Below are 19752 nucleotides of genomic sequence, written 5' to 3' on the forward strand. Positions count from 1 at the left end.
TTGCTTTGGTGTGAAACTAATAAGTAGTGCCATCGTGCTGCCTGCCAGACGACTGGTGCCGCATTTTCAGCAATTAGGCTGTCGCATCCGGCAAAAACATCGCATCCCACAACTGCTTCACCACCGCGATTTCATGCGTAATCCGCTCCGCCGTCACGCGTGCGCGTTCTTCTCCCTGCAAGCGCATTTGATGCTGCAATTTACGGAACGTGCGGTAGGCGTCCGCCACTTGCCCGGCCAGCGCGGCGTCGATCAATTGCAGTTCGCCGCACAGTTTCAATAGCGCGATATTGCCGATGTCGGCGGTCAGTTGCGGGAAGTCGGCGGCATGCCGCAGGATCAGTAGTTGCACGATGAATTCGATGTCTATCATGCCGCCGACGTCGTGCTTGAGGTCGAAGCGGTCGCCGCGGTTCGGATGCGCTTCTCGCATTTTCTGACGCATGCCCAGTACTTCCTGCCGCAGCTTGTCGGCGTCGCGCACCTGGCGCAGGACTTGTTCGCGCAGCACTTCGAAACGGTCGCCGATGGCGCTGTCGCCGGCGCAGAAACGGGCTCGGGTCAGCGCCTGATGCTCCCACAGCCAGGCCGACTCGCGCTGGTATTTCTCGAAAGTGGAAAACGACGATACCAGCAAGCCGCTGGCGCCGTCCGGGCGCAATGCAATGTCAATGTCGAACAGGATGCCGGCAGGGGTGTGGCTGGTCATCCAGGTGATGAAGCGTTGCGCCAGCTTGGCATACAGCGCCGGCGCATCCTGGTCGTCCGTTGCATCGTCATACAGAAACACCACGTCCAGATCGGAAGCGTAGCCCAGTTCCTTGCCGCCCAACTTGCCATAGGCGATCACGGCAAACTGCGGCACTTCGCGATGGCGGTTGGCGATCGACTGCCATACCGCGGTGATCGTGACGGCGACCAGGATGTCGGCCAGCGCGGACAGGTAGTCGGCCAGTTTTTCGACGCTCAGCTTGCCTTCCAGATCCTGCGCCAGCAAACGGAACAACTGCGCGTGGTGCATCTCGCGCAGGATATCCATCTGGCGTTCGGTGTCGCCGGCGGCGATATCCAGCTGGTTCTGGCAATCCTGCACGAACGCCGGCCAGTCGGGTGCCGCGTTCAGGCTGCGGTCGTCCAGCAATTCGTCCAGCAGGATCGGATGGCGGGTCAGGTATTTGGCGGCCCAGTCGCTGGCGGCCACCATCCGGATTACGCGCTGCAGCGTGTGCGGATATTCGGTCAGCAGCGCCAGGTAGGCGGCGCGGCGGGCGATCGCTTCCAGGAAATCCAGCAAGCGGCTCAGTGTACTCAAATGCGCGTCCGGCGCTTTTGCGACGATAGGCAAGGCGGCATTGATCAGCGCCACCAGGCGGCTGCGGCTGGCTTCCGGCAGTCTTTGCAGGCGCGACGATTGCCAGGTCGACAGCAAGCGGCTGGCCGCCGCCGGCGGATCGCTGAAGCCGAGCACGGTCAAGCTGGCGGCGATCGTTTCGCTGCTGTCGGTGTCGCTCAGATTGCATAGCGCCGGGGCGTCGCCATCGTCTTCATCGCTGTCGCCGCTAGCACCGCCCTGTTTGTCGCTGAAGATGGCGTCGAATTGGGCCGCCACCAACTGCCGCCGCTGATCCAGTTCGGCCAGCAAGGTCGTCACATCGGCCAAGCCCATGGTGCGGGCGATGATCAACTGGTCGTCCGGATTCGGCGGCAGGGTATGGGTCTGGGCGTCGTCCAGGTATTGCAGCCGGTGTTCCAGGTTGCGCAAGAAATCGTAGGCTTCCAACAGCTGGGCCACGACCTCGGCGTCCAGCAGGTTTTTTTCGGCCAGCGTGCGCAGCGTGGCGCGGGTCGAGCGATCGCGCAGATCCTGCTCGCGGCCGCCGCGTATCAGCTGGAACACTTGCGCCAGGAATTCGATTTCCCGGATGCCGCCGCGTCCCAGCTTGACATTGTTGCTGCGGCCCGGATGCAGCGCTTCCTGCCGTTTGACCTCGGCCCGGATTTGCGTGTGCATCGAGCGCATGGCGTCGATCGAACCGTAATCCAGGTAGCGCCGGAAAATAAACGGCCGGCTGATATTTTCCAGCGTCGCGATGTCGGCCGCGCGTCCGGTCAGCGCGCGCGCCTTGCACCAGGCATAGCGCTCCCATTCGCGGCCCTGGGTGATCAGGTAGGTTTCGACCATATTCATGCTGGCCACCAGCGGGCCGGAAGCGCCATTCGGCCGTAACGCCATATCGACACGGAAGCTGAAGCCGTCTTCGGTGATCTCGGACAGGGCGCCGATCAGTTTCTTGCCGAGCCGGGTAAAGAATTCATGATTGGATAAAGTCCTTTGCTCGGCGCTGGCGATTTGCGTATCGCCATCTTCCGGGTAGACGAAAATCAAGTCGATGTCGGAAGAAACATTGAGTTCGCCGCCGCCCAGTTTGCCCATGCCCAGCACGATCAATTCTTGTGCTTCGCCCGATTCCGCGCCGACCGGATTGCCATGCAGCGCCACCATCTCGGCCATCAGCGCCGCCAAGTGGGTCTGCACCGCAAAGTCGGCAAAGGCGCTGATGGCGCTGACCGTTTCATCCAGGTCGGCACGGCCGCCGAGATCGCGCTCGATCAGCGTGCACACCAGCAAATTGCGCAGGCGGCGCATGGCACGCGGCAATGGCATGCCGGCATCTGTTTCCTTTTGTAACAACTGGCTCAGGAGCGCCGGATCGACAGTTAATCTTGCCGGTTGCCCGGCCAATGCGGCGACCTGCCCGGCACGGCCGGCTTCGGCATTGACCCAGCGGGTGTAGTAGCGGGAGGCGGCGGCACTGCTTAATAGGGATTGGGTCACGGATTTTGACGGAAAAAGAGGGGGAGTCTGATGGTTTTTTAGCTATCGACAGGCCGATCCATGCGAACATACGGCCTTGCAGTTTGTCGAACCTGGAGTTTTGCGGCAGTCAGTCTGAAATCGGGCAATTGCAGCCGCTTGGTGCCGCCACTTAGTACAGCAAAATTATTCTACCTTGAGTTCCTGCATGTTATCCATTTTTACCCATTCTGATTGATGTCGGAACCACAAGCAAAATCCCCTTCATCCGCCGGCCGCCTTGCGCTGTGCTGGCGTGCGGGCGTCGCTGCCTATAACCACCTCAACCGGGCGACCCGTCTTCTGGTCGGTGCGTTGGTGGGTTTGCTGGTGGTGGCTTATTTCCTGTTCTGCGGCCTGTTCCTGGGCTTGCGCTACGTGGTGCTGCCGAACATCGATCATTACAAAAGCAATATCGAACACATCGTCAGCCAGGCCATCGACAGCCCGATTTCGATCGGACAACTGCATGCCTCATGGCATGGCTTGCAGCCGTATCTGGCGCTGGACAATGTCGTCATCCATAACAAGCAGGGGCAAGCCGCGCTGACCTTGCCGCAAGTGGCCGCCACCGTCTCCTGGCGCTCGCTGCTGGTGGGCGGGCTGCGGCTGGATACGCTGGAAATCAATCGGCCCGACCTGGAAATCGAACGCGATGCGCAGGGCAATTTATTCGTCGCCGGCATCCTGATCAATCCCGAAGAAAAAAAGGGCGGCGGCGCCGAGTGGCTGCTGGCCCAGCACCAGGTCGTGATCCGTCACGGTCAAGTGCGCTGGCGCGACGATTTGCGCCGGGCGCCGGAGCTGGCCTTGACCGACATCAACCTGATCCTGCGCAATCGCTGGCGCCGTCATCAACTGACCGTGCGCGCCACGCCGCCGGCCTCGTTCGCGGCGCCGCTGGACGTGCGGGCGGATTTCGTGCATCCGGTGTTTGCCAGCAAAACAGCCGATGTGACGCGCTGGAAGGGCACGCTGTATACCGACTTGCAAAATACCGATCTGACCATCTGGAAAGCCTATGTCGACTATCCGCTGGAGGTCAACCAAGGCAAGGGCGGGGTGCGTGCCTGGCTTGATCTGGATCATGGCAAGGTGCGCGACTTTACCGCCGACTTGCTGCTGTCGGATTTGTCGACCCGCCTGCGGCCGGACTTGCAGCCGCTGCAATTGACGCAGGTCAGCGGGCGCGTGTCGGCCCATGAAGAAATCGGCTCCAAGCCCGCCGACGGCAAGCCGACCTACGGCGCCAACGGCCATACGATCACGCTGACCAATTTCTCGCTCAACACCGCCGACGGCCTCAGCCTGCCGCAGACCACCATCAGCGAATCGTATTTGCCGGCGCAAGGCGCGCAGCCGGAAAAATACGCCTTGCATGCCGAACAACTGGACTTGCGAACCGTGGCCGATTTTGTCCAGCGCCTGCCGCTGACGCCGGCCCAGATCCGGATGGTGAACGACTTTGCGCCGCGCGGGCAGTTGCATGATTTCTCCGCGCAATGGCAGGGCGCCTATCCGGCGCTAGTGTCGTACAACGTCAAAGGCCAGTTCAGCGGCTTGAGCATGAACGCCCAGGCGCCGCGCGCGGCAGTGCCCAAGAGCGCCGGCCACCCGGCGCAGGCGGCAGTGCCCGGCATCCCCGGCATTGAAAACCTGAGCGGCAGCATAGCCGCCACTCAGGACGGCGGCAGCCTGAAGCTGATGTCGGAACAGATGCAGTTGAACCTGCCGGGATATTTCCAGACTCCGCTGCTGCCGTTCGACAAGCTGGACATGCAGGCCCGCTGGCATTTCCAGCAAAAAGATGTGCTGTTGCAGATCGACAGCATGCATTTCGTCCAGGATGGCTTGGTGGGTTCTTTGTCCGGCAGCCATTTGCTGCCGTTGCAAGAGCGTCATGGCGAGGCGTTGGGAATGACCGACCTGAACGCAACGCTGAGTGAATTCGACCTGAAAAAAATCGGCACCTATCTGCCGCTGCATACCCCCGAACACTTGCGTCACTGGCTGGTGGGCGCGCTCAAGGATGGCACCGCGCGCGACGTCAACATCAAGCTCAAGGGCGATCTGGCGGATTTTCCATTTCGTGCGGACCCGGCCAATAACAAGACCAAGGGCGAATTCAGCGTCACCGGCAGCATCGACAACGGCACGCTGGAATACGATCCCGGCCGCTTCGGTCAGGACGGCAAGCAGCCATTGTGGCCCTTGTTGGAAAAAATCAACGGCAGTTTTGCGCTCGATCGCAGCCGTTTGCAAATCAAGGCCAACAGCGCCCAAACCTCGGCCGTCGCCTTGAGCGATGTCAGCGCCACCTTGCCCGACCTGATGTCGCACGACGGCATGCTGCTGATCGACGGCAGCGGCCTCGGCGCGCTGCAGGATTTCGTGCGCTTTACCAACAATAGTCCGGTGGCCCACTGGATCGGCAACTTCACCAGCGAGTCCGAGGCCAAGGGCAACGCCAAGCTGCAATTGAGTCTGCAAATGCCGCTGGCGCACGGCATCGACACCAAAGTGACCGGCTCGCTGCAATTCCTGAACAACGACGTGGTGCTGCAAAAGATCATTCCGCCGATCAGCAACGCCAGCGGCAAGCTGGAATTCAACGAAAAAGGCTTCAACCTGAACGGCATCAAGGGCACCTTCCTGGGCGGCCCGGTGCAAGCCAGCGGCGGCACCCAGGCCGACGGCAAAACCCTGGTCAAGCTCGAAGGCACTGCCGGCATGGAAGGACTGCGCGCCAACTACCCGACCCCGGCGATGCAAAAACTGCTGGCGCACACCAGCGGCAATAGCCGCTACAACGCCGCCATCACGATCCACGAGCACCACACCGAACTGGTGGTCGACTCCAGCTTGCAGGGGATTGCACTCGATCTGCCCGAACCGTTGCGCAAGAGCGCCAACGATGCCATGCCGCTCAAATTCGAGTGGCTGGGTGCGGCTTCCGACGATGCCGCAATGGCGCGCGACGAGCTGCGGCTGACGCTGGGCTCGGCCATCACGGCACGCTATCAGCGGCAGAAACCAGTGAATCCGCCCAACGGTGCGGCCAACAACGCCGAATGGAAAGTGCTGCGCGGCGGGATCGGCATCAATGCACCGGTGCCCGAACCGGATAGCGGCCTGGCGATCAACTTGAACGCCAAATCCTTGAACCTCGACGCCTGGAACAACCTGACCGGCGGCGCCAGCGACAGCGCTGCGCCCAAGGCCGGCGCCGAGGCCGAGCCGTCCGCCATGGCCCAATATGTCGAACCCAATGTGGTGTCGGCACGGGCCGGCCAGCTGGTGTTGCTCGGCAAGACCCTGGAAAACGTGGTGGTCGGCGCCTCTCATCAAAAAGACGTGTGGCAGGCCAATATCGACTCGACCCAAGCTTCCGGCTATGTGACCTGGAACCAATCGCATTCCGGCCACGGCCTGGGTAAAGTGACTGCGCGCCTGTCGTCGCTGATCATTCCGCAAGGCAGCGCCGCCGATGTCGGCGATGTACTGGAAGGCAAGGGCGGCTCAAAACAGATTCCCGGACTGGACATCATCGCCGACGATTTCCAGTTGCTCGGCAAGAAGCTCGGCCGGCTTGAATTGCTGGCCAATAATGTGCGCGCCAATGTCGGCAGCGAATGGCGCATCCGCAAATTGTCCATCATCAATCCGGATGCCGAGCTGAAGGCCGATGGCAAATGGACTACCGTCAACGGCGACAACACCACCAGCCTGACTTATGCACTGGATGTCAACAATGCCGGAAAACTGCTGGAACGCTTCGGCTTTGCCCACGTATTGCGCGGCGCCAAGGGCCGCATGGATGGCGAGGCCAGCTGGAAGGGCTTGCCGTTCTCGATGGATATCCCGACTCTGTCCGGACAAGTGAACCTGGACATGGCGGCCGGCCAGTTCCTCAAGGTCGATCCGGGCGCCGCCAAGCTGCTCGGCGTGTTGAGCCTGCAAGCGCTGCCGCGCCGCCTGACATTGGATTTCCGCGATGTGTTTTCGGATGGATTTGCATTCGACAGCGTGGTCGGCACCGCCACGATTGCCCAGGGCAAAGTGCGCACCGATAACTTCAAGATGCGCAGCGTCAGCGCCACGGTATTGATGGATGGAGTGGCCGACATCGCCAGCGAAACCCAGGACCTGCACGTCGCGGTACTGCCCGAAATCAACGCCGGCACCGCCTCGGTGGTGGCGCTGGCGATCAATCCGGTGATCGGCATCAGCACCTTCCTGGCCCAATTGTTCCTGCGCGACCCACTGATGCGCGCGTTTACCTTTGAATATAAAATTAGCGGCTCCTGGAGCGACCCGGTGGTGGCCAAGCTGGAGCGCAAAACCGAGACCTCGGCGACCACGCCGGAACAGTCATCTGGCCGCTGATACCGACATTTCAAACTGATTACCCATCGCAGGAGTCCCGTCTCATGAGTCAGACCACAGCGCAGCAAGGCCACGCCGACAGCTTTAGAGTCGCCGCGATTCAAATGGTATCGACGCCGCAGCTCGAACAGAATTTCAGCACCGCGCGGCGCTTGGCGACCGAGGCCGCGCAGCAAGGCGCGCAACTGGTGTTGCTGCCCGAATACTGGCCGATCATGGGCATGCACGAAACCGACAAACTGGCCCACGCCGAAACCCTGGATGCCGGCCCGATCCAAACCTTCATGGCGCAACTGGCGCGCGAACTGCGGATCTGGCTGATCGGCGGCACGCTGCCGATGGCGACCGACGAAGCCGACAAAATCCTCAATACCACGCTGGTCTACAACCCCGACGGTCAACGAGTCGCCCGCTACGACAAGATCCACCTGTTCAGCTTCACCAAGGGCGAAGAATCCTACGACGAGGCCCGCACCATCGCCTACGGCAAGGATGTCAGCACCTTCGACGCGCCGTTCGGCCAGGTCGGCTTGTCGGTTTGCTACGACCTGCGCTTCCCCGAGCTGTACCGGGCGATGGGCGATTGCAGCCTGATCGTGATGCCGGCCGCGTTCACCTACACCACCGGCAAGGCGCACTGGGAAACCCTGCTGCGCGCCCGCGCGATTGAAAACCAATGCTATGTGCTGGCAGCAGCGCAAGGCGGCCAGCATCCGAACGGCCGCCGCACCTGGGGCCACAGCATGCTGATCGACCCCTGGGGCGAAATCAAATCGGTGCTGGCCGAAGGCGAAGGGCTTGTCAGCGGCAACATCGACCCCCATTACATAAAAGAAGTGCGGGGCAACTTGCCCGCGTTGCGGCATCGGAAGCTATAAGCGAATGTGGCGCACAATACCCGTACAATTCGTCCCAATCACACCAACACGCAAGGCCCAAACATCATGAAACCATTTGAACCCAACCTCGGTACGCTGGCCATCGCCCGCGACATCTTATTGACCCCGTTCGGCCTGGATGAATCGAGTTTGCTGAAAGCGCTGGGCACCATGTTCAGCCACAAGGTCGATTACGCCGATCTGTATTTCCAGTTCACCAAGAGCGAAGGCTGGAGCCTGGAAGAAGGCATCGTCAAGACCGGCAGTTTCTCGATCGACCAAGGGGTCGGCGTGCGCGCCATCTCCGGCGACAAGACCGCCTTTTCGTACTCGGACGAAATCTCGGAACAAGCGCTGCAGGACGCTGCGATCGCCACCCGCACCATCGCCCGCCAGGGCGCCGGCAAGATCAAGATCGCCTCCAGCATGCAAGTCAGCGGCGGCCGTTCGCTGTACCTGCCGAACGACCCGCTGACCTCGCTCGACGCCACCGAAAAAGTCAAACTGCTGGAACGCATCGAAAAAATGGCGCGCGCCAAAGACCCGCGCGTGGTGCAAGTGATGGCCGGCCTGGCGGCAGAATACGACGTGGTGCTGGTGGCTCGCAGCGACGGCGTGATTGCGGCCGACATCCGGCCGCTGGTGCGCCTGTCGATCACCGTCATCGTCGAACAAAATGGTCGCCGCGAAACCGGCAGCAGCGGCGGCGGCGGCCGTTACAGCTACGGCTATTTCAGCGACGCCCTGATGGACCAATACGCCAGCGACGCCGTGGCCTCGGCCCTGGTCAACCTGGATGCGCGGCCGGCGCCGGCCGGTCCGATGACCGTCGTGCTCGGACCGGGCTGGCCCGGCATCCTGCTGCATGAAGCGATCGGACATGGACTGGAAGGCGACTTCAACCGCAAGGGTTCCAGCACCTTCTCCGGCCGCATCGGCGAACGGGTCGCCGCCAAGGGCGTGACCGTGGTGGACGACGGCACCATCGCCGACCGCCGCGGCTCGCTCAATATCGACGACGAAGGCAACCCGAGCCAATGCACCACCCTGATCGAAGACGGTGTGTTGAAAGGCTACATCCAGGACACCATGAACGCGCGCCTGATGAAGATGCCGGTGACCGGCAATGCCCGCCGCGAATCGTTCGCCCACCTGCCGATGCCGCGTATGACCAACACCTACATGCTGTCCGGCGACAAAGACCCGGAAGAAATCCTGGCCTCGGTCAAGAACGGTCTGTACGCAGTCAACTTCGGCGGCGGCCAGGTCGACATCACCAACGGCAAATTCGTGTTTTCAGCGAGCGAAGCCTACATGATCGAAAACGGCAAAGTCACCTACCCGGTCAAAGGCGCCACCCTGATCGGCAACGGCCCGGATGTGCTGCAGCGGGTCTCGATGATAGGCAACAACATGAAGCTCGACCCCGGCGTCGGCGTCTGCGGCAAGGAAGGCCAGAGCGTACCGGTCGGCGTCGGCCAACCGACGTTGCGGATTGACGGCGTGACTGTAGGCGGTACTGCCTGATTCGCTGCCTTCAGCATCCAAATGGCTGCCCCTGAGCGGGCAGCCATTTTTTTTGCATGCACCCGGCGGGACTGGGACTGGTAGGTCGGAAAAGCGCAGCGCCTTCCGACGTCCCTGCGAACCGCCGAGCAAAGCCAAGGGCTTGACCGGCTGTTGCGATTCTCGCCGTCGGAAGACGCTACGCTTTTCCGACCTACGTTCTTGCTAATGCCAATCGACTGCCAGGATTGTCATGGCATCCAATAGTGTTTATAGTCGGCTCCGTCCTCCGAAAATAAAGACTAGGGGGATGAGGTTTGACAGCCTGATCACCAACTGGCGAACGCGCCCCGCCTGTGGCGCTATTCACTTGGAGGCTATATGTCAAACACCACTACGCCAGCATCATCAGGCAAATCCGCTTCACCCACGCAAGACAGTTCCACCCCCATCACCACATCCACCAGCAACAACTTGCCAGACCGGCATTTAACCGTCGGCGTCTGCCCGGAGGGTAAGCTCAGAACCCCCTGGATCCGGCTGCGTGGCAAGTGGTTATTAGCAGCAGGCTTCACACCCCAGACCCGGGTCCGGGTGCAGGTGAGAAGAGGCTGCTTGTTCATCACCAGGGAGTAAAAAGTAGGGCGGATGAGCGCAGCGTTATCCGCCGTTTTGGATGTGCCGCGTGTGATTGACGCATCCAAGGCGGAAGGCGCTGCGCTTTTCCGCCCTACTTTCCGAACGGCCTGTTCTGATGCATGGCTGTTGAACCATAGAACAGCAGGGAGGGCTGCATAACATGCAGCCCAAGCTATCGCGCTGCCTGTCGACGCAATATTGGTATTTTCCGCATTGCAAGCTTTCTTTTTTTGAAATATGCTTCCGCTCCCCATGTACGGGTTGGTGTTTGGACGCATAAACGAATCGTTCGGATAGCCAGGAAGGCCGATGCCGTGTTGGCATGGGGATGTTTTTTACGAGCGCATAAAAAGGAATGTCAGTGGAAATGGGAAATATCAATGTGATGCCGCTCTCGGTGGTCGCAACGGGGCATGTTGATGCCATGAAAAAAAACCGGATTGGGATCACGGCCATAGGCAGGCTGTATCGCATGATCACGAATGGGGGCGTGGTCCAGATGGCGAATCGCTATTCTTGCAACATTGGCGGTCTGCTCCCCATCATTGTCGCAATGGCATTTTTAACGATGCTGTTTGCATCCTTCGGTGCTATTGCCGCAACGTGCAGCGAGCTTGAGGCTTCGCTGACTGCGCTCGGCAACAATGTGTATGCGGCTCAGCACCCGAATGTCCTTTATTGTTTGTCCCTTAATCCCGGCGGCTATCCCTGCGGCTCGGACATAACATTTCACATCGAGAGACAAGTATCCAATGGGAGCGAACAGCGGCGCAATGGGTATGTCTATATTGGGCCACAATCAACCGGTAGCGTCTGGTCTTCTTGGTACACCGCGTGGGAAAGCTGTGGTATCCCACCTGTTACTCCGCCAGTTACTCCACCTGACCCTTCCTGCAAGCCAGAACCGGGCAATCCGAACAGCTGCACCAATAACCCAAGTGACGCTGCTCAAGAGAAAGCGGAAGGTGATCAGGGCTCTTGTAAGGAGAGATCCCGCAAAGAAAAAGGCAATCCGATCAACCACAGTACCGGCAACAAACGGCAGTTGGAGTCGGACTACCTTGGTATCGGCAGCGTTGGATTGACATTGCAACGGACCTATAACGGCAGCAGCATCCGCAATGGTCGCTACGGCGCCCGCTGGAGCAGTACCTATGAACGGATGGTCATGACCAACCCTGCTTTCCCGAACAACGCCAGCGTCCGACGCGGCGATGGCAAAGCACTGAATTTCTTGTTGGGTAACGGCAGCTACCAACCGGATGGAGACATCACCGATAGTCTGACCCGACAAGTGGATAGCGCCGGCAATCCGACTGGTTGGCAATACAAAGTGGCCGCTGACCAATCGGTAGAAAACTACGATGCGGCAGGCAAATTAGTCCGCATCGCTACTCGGGAAGGTTTGCTGCAAACGCTGAGCTATTCGGATGCCACAACCCCGACCACGGTCGCGCCGCAGGCCGGATTGCTGCTGCGGGTGGCCGACACGTTTGGCCATCAACTCAATTTCGTCTATGACAGCAGCAGCCGCGTGGTGCAAATGACCGACCCGGCAGGCGGCATCACCGCGTACGGCTACGACAGCACCAACCGGCTGAGCAGCGTCACCTACCCGGACGGCAAGCTGCGCACCTATCTATACAACGAACCAGCTTACACAGCTGGCGCCGATTTGCCGACGGCGCTGACCGGCATCATCGACGAGAACGGCGTGCGTTTTGCGATCTTTAATTACGACAGCAGCGGCCAAGCGATCTCAACCGAGCATGCCGGCGGCGTCGAAAAATACAGCGTTGCTTACCCCCAGCTCGGCAGCCAAAGCACGGTCACCGATCCCTTGGGCAGTGTGCGCACCTACAACTTTCAGACTATCCAGAATACCCTTCGGTACACCGGAGAGAGCCAGCCGGGTGGCGCCGGCTGCGGCACTGCGGCTAGCAACGTTACTTATGACGCGAACGGCAACATCGCTAGCGAGTCCGATTTCAACGGCGCCGTCACCACGTACAGCTACGACCTGACGCGCAACCTGGAAACCAGCCGGGTCGAAGCGTCCGGTACGCCGCAGGCTAGAACGATCAGCACCCAATGGCATCCGAGCTTCAGCCTGCCGCTCAAGATCGCCGAACCGAAGCGCGTGACTAGCTACAGCTATGATGCGTCCGGCAATTTGCTGAGCAAGATCGAACAAGCGACCAGCGATGCGACCGGCGCGCAAGGTTTGTCACCGACCGTGACCGGCAGCGCCCGTACCTGGACGTATACGTATAACAACCTCGGTCAGCTATTAACGGCCACCGGTCCGCGCACCGATGTCGCCGATAAGACGACCTATGCGTATGACAGCAACGGCAACCTGAGCACGATCACCAACGCCGTCGGCCAAGTGACGACCTTGTCGCACTACGACGCCAACGGCCGGGTCGGGCTGATTGCCGATGCGAATGGCGTGACCACTGCACTCACCTACAGCCCACGCGGCTGGCTGACCAGCAGGGTCGTCACAGTGGGCAACATGGTTGGGACCACCAGTTATACCTATGACGGCGTCGGCCAACTGACCCAGGTCACGCTGCCGGATGCGTCGACCGTCAGCTACAGCTACGACCCGGCGCACCGCTTGACCAAGATCGCCGACAGTCTCGGCAACAGCATCGTCTATACCTTGGACAACATGGGCAACCGCCTCAGTGAACAAGTCAAAGATCCGAGCGGAAACCTGGCACGTCAAAGCAGTCGCGTCTATGACGCATTGAATCGCTTACAACAAATTACCGGAGCAGCACAATGAGAGGGCGTTTCACTTTGAATCAACAGCGAATCAAGACCATCGTCGGTGCCGCGTTGTTCACGCTGGCTGGCGCATCAGTCGCGCAGCAAAACACGACTTTCAGCTATGAATACGACGCGATGGGTAATCGGACCAAGATTACCGATCCGTTAGGCCATGTGACGACGCAAAGCTACGACAGCATAGGACGTCTGATTCAGCAAGCGCAACCGGCCCCGACCGCTGGCGGCAGCAGCCCGACAGTCGGTTACAGCTACGACGGCTTAGACCAACTGAGCACGGTCACCGATCCGCGCAATCTGGTCACCAGTTACAGTGTCGACGGCCTCGGCAACCAGATCGCGCTGACCAGTCCCGACACTGGCAGCACCAGCAAGACGTTTGATGAAGCCGGCAACCTGAAGACCCGCACCGATGCGCGCGGCAAGACCACCAGCTACAGCTACGACGCGTTGAATCGAGTGACTCGAATCGACTACGCCAGCGGTGCCGCGACCCAATTCGAATACGACGGTGGCAGCACCGGCGCACTGTACGCCAAAGGTCGCTTGACGCGGATGATTGACGGCTCCGGACAAACCACTTACGCCTATGACGGTTTAGGCGACTTGCTGAGCAAAGTGCAAACCATAGTCAGCGGCACGACGGCCACCAGCCGTACTACTAGCTATACCTACGGCAGCAGCGGCAACACCTTCGGCAAACGCACCAGCATGACTTACCCGAGCGGCAACCGGATCAACTACAGCTACGACGCTGCCGGCCGCGTTAACAGCCTGAGCCTGAACCCGACCAATGCCAGCGGCAGCGGCACCAACAGCGGCAGCACGATTCCACTGTTGACGGGTATCGGCTACCAAGCGTTCGGTTCGGTCAACGCCTGGACATGGGGCAATAGCAATGCACTGAGCAGCAGCACTTACGCCCGCGGCATCGACCTCGACGGCCGCGTCGTCAGCTATCCGCTCGGCGACCTGCTGAACAATGGCACCAACCGCAGCGTCAGCTACGACGCCGCCGGCCGGATTGTCGCCAGTAGCCATATCGGCAGCGGCACCGGCAACAATGCTCCGGCCAATTACAACCAAGGCTACGGCTATGACAACCTGGATCGGCTGACTAGCGTCACCGGCAGCAGCGGCGCCAACAACCAGAGCTTCCAGTACGACGCCAACGGTAACCGCAACCAGGCGACGTTCGGCGGCAGCAGCTATGCCAATACCATCGCTGCGACCAGCAACCGGCTCAGTGCGATCACCGGACCAATCCCGGCCAAGAGCAACAGTTATGACGCCGCCGGCAATCTGCTCAGCGACGGCACAATCAGCTACACCTACAGCGACCGTGGCCGCATGGTCAGCGCGACCAACGCCGGCAATACCGTCAGCTACAGCCATAACGGCCTCGACCAGCGGGTACAAAAGCAAGGCCCGGCAACGATTGTCGCGACCGGCAGCAACAGTTATGTGTACGACGAAGCCGGTCACCTGATCGGCGAGTACGACGCCAATGGGCAAGTGATTGAAGAGACGGTGTATCTGGGCGATTTGCCGGTAGCGGTGCTGAAACAAACGGTCACCGGCACCGGTGCGAATCAGACCACGGCAACTAATGTGTATTACGTCTATGCCGACCATATCAATACGCCGCGGGTCATTACGCAGGCAACCGACAATCAGATGGTGTGGCGCTGGGACAATGCCGATCCGTTCGGCATGCTGCCGCCGGATGAGAACCCGAGCGGCTTGGGAGTCTTCACATACAACCAGCGCTTTCCGGGGCAGTTATATGACAAGGAAACCAATAATTTCTACAACATCCATCGGGACTACGATCCGCAGTCTGGGCGGTATGTCCAAAGTGATCCGATCGGACTCCAAGGCGGCATCAACACCTATGGTTATGTCGGAGGCAATCCGGTTACTAGGATTGATCCAATGGGATTACAGGCAGACGAAGACTCTCCTCGTCGGGGTTATGGTTTCCCAGATCCGTCGGCAGTTGCGCAACATGATCTTGCCAGGAGACTGAGTAGAGCACTAAATCGAATGGCCGATGCCATAAACCAGATGTGTCACGATGAGTTGGAAAGACTTCGTCATTGGGATCCATTAAGATCAAGCAATGCAAGTGCCAGCCCGCCACCTGATGATGATGACAAAAAGAATGGCCGAACCGAGCACGGGCAACAGCGCGCAGACGAGGCTAAATCGGATTCAAATCGGAGCGTCGGAGATGCGAACAAGGTAATCCGTGACGGCCGACAGTTGGTGGATAACGATACTGGCAACACCGTCCATGTCAGCGGTGATAGGGTTGTGATTACCGATGAACGAGGTGATATTGTTACCCAGTTTAAAAATTCTCGAGCAAATACAAATGCACGGATTCAGTCTGGGCGCTGGACACCAACTAATAATTGGTGATACGGGTATGATTGCAAATTGGCAATGTTCTGGAGAGCAGTTTAAAATACCGGAGCAAGTACAAAAGCATGGATTCAGTTTGGATGTTGAACGCAGACCAATTGGACGGAAAGGCCGCGATGGATTTGTTTAAAGAAGTAATGGTTTGGAAGCGTCTTGGCGATACCTCTGCCGTGCGATATTGTTGTCTTAACGACTTGAAGACCGATCAATATGCGGTGCAAAGCGCAGACTTTTTTCGACTTCCGCTTGAAGAGCAGCAGTTCCGTAATTTTCAAAGCCAATTTGCTGAATTATTTATCGAAGTGTCTGTTCATGAACGTTGCGATTGGTATGATTCGTTAGAAGACGCAATCAGAGCACACGATCGGGATTTTTCTTGATATATACAGCCAGTAGTACGAGTTGCTTGCAGGTATGCAACGTAGTAAGTCGGGCTTGCGAAGCTCGACATGAGCTAACAACATCCTCTTATTCGGAATAAAAAAGCCACCCTCTCCGGTATTCCTGGATCGGGTGGCTTTCCTTTTACTTCTGAAATTCACTGGAACGGGTCAACAGGAGGGACTGATCGCCCAGGGAGGAAGATTCGTTAAAAGTAAAGTCTGATGGTCGTGTATACGATGGCAATACACGTATCACAATACTTGAAGAACGTAGTGTTAATGTTAATTCTCTTCCGAGGGAAACCATAAAATGGTGAAAAAAGATTTTTGGCGGCCCGTGCAAATGCGTTTTAGTGCAATGACGCAAATTGAAAAGCTTTCATGGCTTAGTCAATTGCTCTACGTGCTATCAATGCTTGCACGCGACACATATGAGGTTGGTACCGACGATGTAGCGAGGCCCGCAGATTTGCGTAGATTTAATGAGTTAATTCATCGAGTGGCGACATTCCAGAAAAAGGTGGCAAAAGATAAGGACTATGAAATGCCTGAATACCGTATTTTTCGAGCTTCTGGATAACCATATTGCCACCCTTAATGTGCCTCAAAAGACGCTTCTAGATTTGCTGCAATAGTTGTCAGACTTTTGAAGCGACTATGTACCAGGTAAACGTAAAGCTAATCGTGTCAGGTAAGGACTTTCAACCTAATTCCGATCTCATGACGAGCACCCACCTTCATCGTGCGTGGAAAGAAGGAGATTTAGTAATTCCTCAAGCCACAAAGAAGTTTGAGGATGCCGGTGTGGTCTACCGACTGTTGCATGAATATTCCGATATGGATTGGGCAGAGGTTATGCTTGAAAATTTGAAAGAAATTGCTGCTTTAATCACAGGCGTTTCAGTCACGATGACTCTTCCGACTCCACAGCTCTCGGTATTTATTGAGACGGATGGCCGTGACTATCCGCCGATATTCCTTTCGCGCGAAATATTGGATGTTCTTGATTCAATCTATTCTGAAGTAGATATCGATGTCGTACATTCCTTATAACGGTTAGTGCAAACACCGAAGGTGCTGATAATTCGATGGTGTGGCGCTGGGACAATGCCGATCCGTTCGGCATGCTACCGCCGGATGAGAACCCGAGTGGGCTGGGCACTTTCACGTACAACCAGCGCTTCCCGGGGCAGTTGTACGACAAGGAGACCAATAATTTTTACAACATCAACAGGGACTATGATCCGCAGTTGGGGCGGTATATGCAGTCTGATCCGATTGGATTGGATGGCGGCATCAATACCTATGCATATGTGTATGGCAATCCGCTGATGTACACAGATCCCACTGGTCTCTTGCCCGGATTGATGCAGAGGATTGTCAAGAAGAAATATCCTCAGATAATTCCTAATACACGTAATACTGTCAGTCGCCTGTGTCAAGGAAAGCTCAGCGATTCCGATTTGGATAAGCTGACCCAGGAAATCTTGGACGAGATCAATGTCTCCGATGCAATGTCTCTTGGAGATGTTCCATTCTGGAAAACCCCGCTACCGCTGACTGCCGAGCAGGCAGCTGTTGTTCAGAATCTAATGAATAACATTCATCAGGATTCCTTGTCACAAACGGCAAAAGACCTGTATAACCAAGCGCTAAAAAATGGATCTGTTGTGGTGCATAAATGAGGAATCCAATGAATACGCGAAATATATTTTCTGTTCTATTCCTGCTTGGATATTTACTCACGCTTGGGACATCATATATTTATGCAAACGCGGCTAATCCAAGTTTTCAATCGTTACTTTCACCTTTGGGTCACGTATATGACTACGTAATGATTGCTTTCCCTTTTTCAATCTACTTGCCGCTGAAGGGCTACTCCACGGTACTTGCGGTGATTACTACAGGTGTGTTGGCAATTGCAACAGTGTACTTCTTGGGGGCAAAGAGGGAGAGGCTTCGGAATTTCTGCATTAAATTTTCAATTTATTGTGCGCTCTCTGCGGTTACGTATTTGTTGTCACTGGATGCTATATTCCGAATCCTGAATGCGGGGCCTGTTCGATAGTTTTTCCAATTGGTGTTTATTTACAGTTATGTGACTGGTAACCCGATCTCGTTTTCTGATCCGCTTGGGAAGCACTGATTTATCCAGGATTCAAGAAATTACTGTTTCATGAATCAATGACTTAGGCATTGCTCCTGGGCGAAAAATCAAATAAACCAGTGCTACCCTAAGCTAGATATATTGCGAAATTCGGACCTCGATTTTTTTTATGGCATTGCAAAGATAAATGGAACGAAATAATGTGCGAATTTCATTTTTTAATCGTTTGATTACTGCTTGTATCTCTGCACTAATCATCGTGGTTATGGCCTGCTGTGCGCCAGTTGCGATTTTGGTGTTTGGGCGTGGTCACGGGGTTGGCATCATTGACTCGTACCGCACATTCCACATATGGGGTACTTCGGTATCGGTCGTTGCTGGTGTTGTCGGTTTTGCGTTAGGGGCCGATCGTACCATTATTCTTTTTAGTCACTTCTGGGGTACAGGGCATTCGAATAGTGTGCGCTTTACATTGTTCTTGTGGGGCGCGTTGATCGGTGTCGGACTAATTAGCTATTGGTTGTTGGCGCCAAGTGGGAATTAATAAGTGAGCCGCAACTATGCATTCGTTTCATTTTGTAGTGTCTCTACGCTTCTTCAGTCAAACTATCGCACCGTCTGAAATATCTGTGCAGCTTGGTCTAGAGCCAATGTGGCAGCATGAAATTGGAGAGCCACGAGTAAGTATAAAAGGAGCCCCGCTTGGCGGAATTTATGGCTCCAACTATTGTTCATTTAGATTCAAGCGACAAGGCAGCGAGGAGCTGAATGAAATGCTTGACAGAATTGTCATGAATCTTCTCCAACATAAAATCTTTTTCGATCGCATTCGAGAGGATAGCGGACGTACGGAGTTTTTTATTGGTTGGTATTCGACTGGAAATACTGGAGATACTTTCAGTAATTCTTTGTTGTCCAAACTTGGTGAGCTGAAAATTGATTTGGCACTCGATGTGTATGGGGACGGGGAGTAGGACGGTTGGGTTTCATTACATTCAGCCTACCCAAGCCGGAAATGGAAAGAAACCTCATGAAACCCTACATTACTGATGCATTCAAAGACGGGAAATTCGTTTTGAAATTCCAATGTGAAGGGAAAAGCTACGAGCAAATTCAGGAAACGCTACAAGGTACGCAGGTCACTGCCTATGCCATGCCGGATACGCATTCTTTTCAGAGTGCCTGGCTGTTTCAGCTTTTCTTTAGCAATGGGTGTGTAGTCGAGTTCTCATCGTCCTGCACAGAAGTCGGCGGGTGGCAGGAAGTGGGGAGCTTGAATCTCCGCTTTGATCAAGAGCTAACCTTAGATCAAGCACAAGACGCGACTTTATGTGTGAAAACTGGCGTAGAGAAATTCTATGTGAAGTCCATAGATCGCTTGATTTATGAAGATGCGGATGTCTATGCAGAATGTGGAATAGTGTTTAGCGATTCATCGGGGCGGGAAATACTTGTCGCCGCCGGACCGGCACCGGGTTCGGTATCCGTGCAAGCTCCTTTTTCTACAGGTGAATTCCAGCCGGAATTTGCGATGACAAAGTACAAGCGCGTATCTATTTAACTCTGAGCATGGGATGTTGAGCTGGATGCAATGAAGCCCAACATCCCACATCTCAATTTTTGTTAGCTGAGTCCAGCATCGCGATGATGTCGAGCGAATAAGATTCCCAAGTTTTCCTCATAAGATTTCGCAGCAAACCAGTTTGCCGCCCTCAAACCCACCCACGCTTTCCCCCATCCATCAACCACCCCGCAGCAGCTGTTGTGTGTTGACAT

13 protein-coding genes and 1 pseudogene are annotated in these 19752 nt (G+C 56.7%); 13 read left to right on the forward strand and 1 reads right to left on the reverse strand.

Annotation, left to right across the window (positions count from 1 at the left end; translation table 11 throughout):
- Positions 1-73: 73 nt before the first annotated feature.
- Entirely contained in the window at positions 74-2836 is a 2763-nt protein-coding gene (gene glnE, locus ACFPM8_RS14095) for a bifunctional [glutamate--ammonia ligase]-adenylyl-L-tyrosine phosphorylase/[glutamate--ammonia-ligase] adenylyltransferase (RefSeq protein ID WP_378998194.1), read from the reverse strand.
- A 216-nt stretch (positions 2837-3052) separates the two neighbouring features.
- Here glnE and ACFPM8_RS14100 point away from each other — a divergent pair, with 216 nt between their 5' ends.
- The 13 genes and pseudogenes from ACFPM8_RS14100 to ACFPM8_RS14160 all read left to right on the forward strand — a co-directional run bounded on the left by ACFPM8_RS14100 (position 3053) and on the right by ACFPM8_RS14160 (position 19537).
- Positions 3053-7240, forward strand: coding sequence for a YhdP family protein (locus tag ACFPM8_RS14100; RefSeq protein WP_378998195.1), 4188 nt, complete (start codon positions 3053-3055; stop codon positions 7238-7240).
- A gap of 44 nt (positions 7241-7284) precedes the next feature.
- Positions 7285-8118, forward strand: a complete 834-nt coding sequence (locus ACFPM8_RS14105; protein ID WP_378998196.1) for a carbon-nitrogen hydrolase family protein — start codon at positions 7285-7287, stop codon at positions 8116-8118.
- A gap of 66 nt (positions 8119-8184) precedes the next feature.
- Complete coding sequence (gene tldD / locus ACFPM8_RS14110) at positions 8185-9645, forward strand: metalloprotease TldD (protein ID WP_378998197.1); 1461 nt, start codon at positions 8185-8187, stop codon at positions 9643-9645.
- Between the two features lie 360 nt (positions 9646-10005).
- Positions 10006-10260 (forward strand): SymE family type I addiction module toxin, encoded by a 255-nt coding sequence (locus tag ACFPM8_RS14115; RefSeq protein ID WP_378998198.1) that lies wholly within the window; start codon positions 10006-10008, stop codon positions 10258-10260.
- Between the two features lie 571 nt (positions 10261-10831).
- Positions 10832-13057: a DUF6531 domain-containing protein gene (locus ACFPM8_RS14120; protein WP_378998673.1), complete on the forward strand. Its 2226-nt coding sequence runs from the start codon at positions 10832-10834 to the stop codon at positions 13055-13057.
- Positions 13054-15483 carry an RHS repeat-associated core domain-containing protein gene (locus ACFPM8_RS14125; protein ID WP_378998199.1) on the forward strand — a complete coding sequence of 810 codons (2430 nt, stop codon included), beginning with the start codon at positions 13054-13056 and terminating at the stop codon, positions 15481-15483. The genes ACFPM8_RS14120 and ACFPM8_RS14125 overlap by 4 nt, the downstream gene beginning before the upstream one ends.
- A gap of 83 nt (positions 15484-15566) precedes the next feature.
- Entirely contained in the window at positions 15567-15866 is a 300-nt protein-coding gene (locus tag ACFPM8_RS14130; protein WP_378998200.1) for a hypothetical protein, read from the forward strand.
- Between the two features lie 313 nt (positions 15867-16179).
- Positions 16180-16449 carry a hypothetical protein gene (locus ACFPM8_RS14135; RefSeq protein WP_378998201.1) on the forward strand — a complete coding sequence of 90 codons (270 nt, stop codon included), beginning with the start codon at positions 16180-16182 and terminating at the stop codon, positions 16447-16449.
- A 77-nt stretch (positions 16450-16526) separates the two neighbouring features.
- On the forward strand, positions 16527-16922 hold the full coding sequence (locus ACFPM8_RS14140) for a hypothetical protein (RefSeq protein ID WP_378998202.1): 396 nt from the start codon (positions 16527-16529) through the stop codon (positions 16920-16922).
- Positions 16923-16948: 26 nt separating this feature from the next.
- A pseudogene (locus ACFPM8_RS21510) lies at positions 16949-17230 on the forward strand (RHS repeat-associated core domain-containing protein); the annotation flags it as partial.
- Between the two features lie 933 nt (positions 17231-18163).
- Positions 18164-18520, forward strand: a complete 357-nt coding sequence (locus tag ACFPM8_RS14150; RefSeq protein ID WP_378998204.1) for a hypothetical protein — start codon at positions 18164-18166, stop codon at positions 18518-18520.
- Between the two features lie 16 nt (positions 18521-18536).
- Positions 18537-18950, forward strand: coding sequence for a DUF4279 domain-containing protein (locus ACFPM8_RS14155; protein WP_378998205.1), 414 nt, complete (start codon positions 18537-18539; stop codon positions 18948-18950).
- Between the two features lie 56 nt (positions 18951-19006).
- A complete protein-coding gene (locus ACFPM8_RS14160; protein ID WP_378998206.1) occupies positions 19007-19537 on the forward strand; it encodes a hypothetical protein in 531 nt (176 codons plus the stop codon).
- The last annotated feature ends 215 nt before the right edge of the window (positions 19538-19752 follow it).

It is taken from the genome of Paraherbaspirillum soli (genome assembly GCF_042654985.1).
In the GTDB taxonomy this organism is placed as follows: Bacteria; Pseudomonadota; Gammaproteobacteria; order Burkholderiales; family Burkholderiaceae_D; genus Paraherbaspirillum; species Paraherbaspirillum soli.

Coding starts and splice junctions, on each gene's coding strand:
- ACFPM8_RS14100 (WP_378998195.1), top strand. CDS start 3,053: ATGTCGGAACCACAAGCAAAATCCCCTTCATCCGCCGGCCGCCTTGCG.
- ACFPM8_RS14105 (WP_378998196.1), top strand. CDS start 7,285: ATGAGTCAGACCACAGCGCAGCAAGGCCACGCCGACAGCTTTAGAGTC.
- tldD (WP_378998197.1), top strand. CDS start 8,185: ATGAAACCATTTGAACCCAACCTCGGTACGCTGGCCATCGCCCGCGAC.
- ACFPM8_RS14115 (WP_378998198.1), top strand. CDS start 10,006: ATGTCAAACACCACTACGCCAGCATCATCAGGCAAATCCGCTTCACCC.
- ACFPM8_RS14120 (WP_378998673.1), top strand. CDS start 10,832: ATGCTGTTTGCATCCTTCGGTGCTATTGCCGCAACGTGCAGCGAGCTT.
- ACFPM8_RS14125 (WP_378998199.1), top strand. CDS start 13,054: ATGAGAGGGCGTTTCACTTTGAATCAACAGCGAATCAAGACCATCGTC.
- ACFPM8_RS14130 (WP_378998200.1), top strand. CDS start 15,567: ATGTTGAACGCAGACCAATTGGACGGAAAGGCCGCGATGGATTTGTTT.
- ACFPM8_RS14135 (WP_378998201.1), top strand. CDS start 16,180: ATGGTGAAAAAAGATTTTTGGCGGCCCGTGCAAATGCGTTTTAGTGCA.
- ACFPM8_RS14140 (WP_378998202.1), top strand. CDS start 16,527: ATGTACCAGGTAAACGTAAAGCTAATCGTGTCAGGTAAGGACTTTCAA.
- ACFPM8_RS14150 (WP_378998204.1), top strand. CDS start 18,164: ATGGAACGAAATAATGTGCGAATTTCATTTTTTAATCGTTTGATTACT.
- ACFPM8_RS14155 (WP_378998205.1), top strand. CDS start 18,537: ATGCATTCGTTTCATTTTGTAGTGTCTCTACGCTTCTTCAGTCAAACT.
- ACFPM8_RS14160 (WP_378998206.1), top strand. CDS start 19,007: ATGAAACCCTACATTACTGATGCATTCAAAGACGGGAAATTCGTTTTG.